We start from the raw sequence: 3,737 nt of genomic DNA, 5'->3' as shown, positions 1-3,737 counted from the left end.
CATCCGCACAGAGTACAGCAAAGAATCCCTTGAGATTAATGATGTTAACTCTAATCCGGTAGAGCAATTTAAAAAATGGTTTGAAGAAGCCTTACAGGCTGAAGTTATGGAACCTAGTGCCATGAATTTGGCTACAATCTCTTCACAAGGAAGACCTTCTTCGAGAATAATGTTATTAAAAGGAGTTGAAAACCAGAAGTTCATTTTTTACACCAATTATGAAAGCAATAAGGGGAAGGACATTATTGCAAATCCATTTGTAGCGCTCAATTTTTTTTGGCCAGAGTTGGAAAGACAAGTGAGGGTAGAAGGAATAATTAAGAAAGTTAGTGCTGAAACCTCAGATAGCTACTTTAAGAGTCGTCCTAGAAGTAGCCAAATTGGTGCATGGGTTTCCGAACAAAGTCACCCTATTACGGATAGGAAAATACTGGAGGAACGTTACCAGCAACTTGTTAAAAAATACGAAGGACAAGAAATACCAAGACCATCATTTTGGGGAGGTTACAAAGTTATACCAGAACGTATTGAATTCTGGCAAGGTCGACCAAGTCGACTTCATGATCGTCTTTCTTACACAAAAGAGTCAAATAACAACTGGAAGATTGAGCGACTATCACCCTGAGAAATAAACTAAAAATTAAGAATTAGGAATCATTTTTTCATGGAAGGGTTAAACCTTGAGGTTTAATTTCTGAAGAAATCAAACACTAAAATCTTTAGTAAATCATTCCTAATTCTTAATTTCCATTTCTAGATTAAATTAAATCAAACAAATCTTTCACCCCAAGATAACGCTCCTGTGTAAACCCCTCTCCATAACTTACTCCAATTGAATGACCAAAATCTTTTGCTCGTCCTTCAATTAATTTTAAGAAATCAGGTGAGGAAATAAAAGTTTCCGGTTCTTCACTATTTGGATCATGAAATTGAGACTTAAAGGCCATGATAGATTGCACTTTTTTGTCCCAGTAATCAGAGACATCGAACACAAAATCTGGCTTTATATAATTACTCTGGATATAATGATATACCGCTTTAGGTCTCCAAGCTTCTTGTAATTCCCCATCACTTTCAGACTCAATCTTTCTTAGTCCAGCCATAAAGCAAGCAACTTTGGCCAATTCAGCTGCTTTTCCATGATCTGGATGACGATCATTAACGGCATTGGCCAAAACAATTTCAGGCCTATATTTACGAATCAACTCCACTACCCTTAGTTGATGCTCATAATCATTCTTAAAAAAGAAATCTTTAAACTTCAGATTTTCTCTTACCGTTAGACCCAAAATTTTTGCGGATGCAGCCGCTTCCTTATCTCTAAGTTCAGCGGAGCCTCTTGTACCCAACTCACCCCGAGTCAAATCCACTAAACCAACCTTTTTTCCATTTGCAATATGGGCAAGAATTGTTCCCGAGCAAGAAAGTTCAGCATCGTCAGGATGGGCTGCTAACACCAATATATCAAGTTTCATTGATTAAATTTATATAATAGAAAATCAAAAAATCACCTACTTAAGATGGCCTCACAAATATTTTATTGGGGTGAATACTCTAATTTCAAATTGTTCAGCGCCCAAGCAATATAATTTATAAATAAGGTCAAGCATAATTTCTTACCGCTATGAGTAACTTTTTGGATCTTCCTTAATTAGGTTTTAATATCTAATATCTTTTTATCGTATCCGAAGTTTTCTTCCTATTCTAAGGATAGTTTTAGAAGAAATCCCATTCAGTCGACAAATTGCTTTAACAGATGTTCTATACCTCTTACTAATTCCACTTAAGGTATCCCCGCTTCGAATTCTGTGAAAGACAATTTTTCGGGCTTCCTTTAAATAGGCAAAAGTGGTTTTATCCAGCTCCAGGTTCACCTTTTTTAAAGTATCGGTATCCAGGTCGTAAATAATTCGAGGATCAAATGGGTACCCCAAATATCTAACTTCAAAATGAAGGTGGGTACCTGAACTTCTACCGGTATTTCCTCCCAATCCTATCCGTTCACCTACCTTCACTTCCTGCCCAACCTTTACTAAGGCCTTTTTCAAATGGCCATAAAGTGTCTCTAATCCATTTGCATGCCTTACGACAATATAATTCCCATAACCGTTTCGGTCGTATTTCACAATCCGAACTACTCCGTCAAAGGCAGAATAAACGGGAGCTCCCATCAACACTTTTAAATCCACTCCATTATGCATACGGTAATGTCGCAAACCAAAACCGGAAGTAACATAAGTGTTCCGGACGGGAAAGGCCCAATTCTTTATATTCTCATTATACAAATGCAAGTTTACTTTTCCCTCCAAATTCTGAATATCCTCTTTATAAGGGTTTATATTCCAGGAATCCCAAGTCTTGTAATAGGGTTGAGCTTTTAGCCATTTCTCATTTATCCGAAGCCATTTATCAACCAGGACCATCTCAAATTGATCATTGTCCATCAGACTCCAGTCATCATTGGCTTTTCGAGCCACAATTCGAATCAGGGAATCTGTAGATGAACTAAACTGATCAATAACTAATGGAATGTTTGATTCATCTTCTAGCTGCTTTTTCTCATCAGGGACCACAATTTCCCTCTTTGGGGCTTTCCTCGATTTAAAAATATTCCAGAACTTCCATCTTTTCTTTTGGTTTTGCGCATGCAGATCTGCTACATGAAACAACATGCACAAAACCAGTATCCCCCCTACTTTTCTCATAAAGCAATAATCTCTAAACGGCCTCCATTTCCTTAGCAGCCAAAAATCGCTCAGCATCCAAAGCAGCCATACAGCCTGATCCGGCAGCAGTTACAGCTTGACGATACACATGATCCTGCGCATCACCCGCAGCAAACACACCTTCAATTTTTGTTTTGGATGTTCCCGGAACTGTCTGGATATAACCATTCTCATCCAAATTCAAATAATCCTTAAAAATCCCGGTATTTGGCTCATGACCAATTGCTACAAAAAAGCCGGTTGCTTTAATCTCACTTACCTCACCTGTTTCCCGGTTTTTAACTCTCACTCCCTCAACTCCTTCTTCACCTAGAATTTCCTCGGTAACGGTATTCCAATGGATTTCAATATTCTCCGTATTTTCTACACGTTTCTGCATAATGGTAGAAGCTCTCATTTCATCCCTTCTCACCAATAAATGAACCTTATTACAAAGCTTTGAAAGGTAAGTGGCTTCTTCTGCAGCAGTATCTCCTCCTCCCACAACTACCACATCTTGTCCTCTAAAAAAGAATCCATCACAAACGGCACAGGCAGAAACCCCTTTTCCATTTAAACGCTCTTCGGAAGGTATTCCAAGCCATTTTGCTGAAGCCCCTGTAGAAATAACTACACTCTCTGCAATAATTTCATGCTTATTGTCAATAACAACTTTGTGGGGGTAAGAAGAAAAATCAACTTTAGTTGCCAGACCCATTCTAATTTCGGCACCAAATCTTTCAGCTTGCTTTTGAAAATCAACCATCATTTGAGGCCCCATCACTCCATCTGGATAACCTGGATAATTCTCAACATCATTTGTGATGGTTAATTGCCCACCTACTTGAGCACCGGTATAAAGCACTGGTTTAAGATCCGCTCTTGCACCATAAATAGCGGCCGTATAACCAGCAGGCCCGGAGCCTATAATTAGCATCTTTACGTTTTCCTGCGTCATTTTTTAAAAATTAAAACTCAATAATAATCATTCACCACTCTAGATTTCCCTTAAAGAACTTCAAATCAGATGCT

At 38.3% G+C, this 3,737-nt stretch carries 4 protein-coding genes; 1 reads left to right on the top strand and 3 read right to left on the bottom strand.

Going from position 1 to position 3,737, the window contains the following annotated elements:
• Nucleotide 1 precedes the first annotated feature (1 nt).
• Nucleotides 2–625, top strand: a complete 624-nt coding sequence (pdxH, locus tag E1171_RS05300; protein ID WP_343031301.1) for a pyridoxamine 5'-phosphate oxidase — start codon at nt 2–4, stop codon at nt 623–625.
• Nucleotides 626–758: 133 nt separating this feature from the next.
• Here pdxH and bshB1 read toward each other — a convergent pair whose 3' ends face one another.
• From bshB1 to trxB, 3 genes are all read right to left on the bottom strand, one after another.
• Entirely contained in the window at nt 759–1,475 is a 717-nt protein-coding gene (gene bshB1, locus E1171_RS05295) for a bacillithiol biosynthesis deacetylase BshB1 (protein ID WP_155204798.1), read from the bottom strand.
• Between the two features lie 201 nt (nt 1,476–1,676).
• A complete protein-coding gene (locus tag E1171_RS05290) occupies nt 1,677–2,705 on the bottom strand; it encodes a peptidoglycan DD-metalloendopeptidase family protein (RefSeq protein ID WP_246164186.1) in 1,029 nt (342 codons plus the stop codon).
• 13 nt (nt 2,706–2,718) lie between these two features.
• Nucleotides 2,719–3,663, bottom strand: coding sequence for a thioredoxin-disulfide reductase (trxB, locus tag E1171_RS05285; protein WP_155204796.1), 945 nt, complete (start codon nt 3,661–3,663; stop codon nt 2,719–2,721).
• Nucleotides 3,664–3,737 lie beyond the last annotated feature (74 nt).

Origin of the sequence: Xanthovirga aplysinae (assembly GCF_009711365.1) — a bacterium.
Lineage (GTDB): Bacteria > Bacteroidota > Bacteroidia > Cytophagales > Cyclobacteriaceae > Xanthovirga > Xanthovirga aplysinae.
This window is presented reverse-complemented; position numbering and strand designations above follow the sequence as displayed.

What these genes read in the sequence shown, in the direction of transcription:
- E1171_RS05290 (WP_246164186.1), bottom strand. Translation starts at nt 2,705, where the DNA reads ATGAGAAAAGTAGGGGGGATACTGGTTTTGTGCATGTTGTTTCATGTA.
- bshB1 (WP_155204798.1), bottom strand. Translation starts at nt 1,475, where the DNA reads ATGAAACTTGATATATTGGTGTTAGCAGCCCATCCTGACGATGCTGAA.
- trxB (WP_155204796.1), bottom strand. Translation starts at nt 3,663, where the DNA reads ATGACGCAGGAAAACGTAAAGATGCTAATTATAGGCTCCGGGCCTGCT.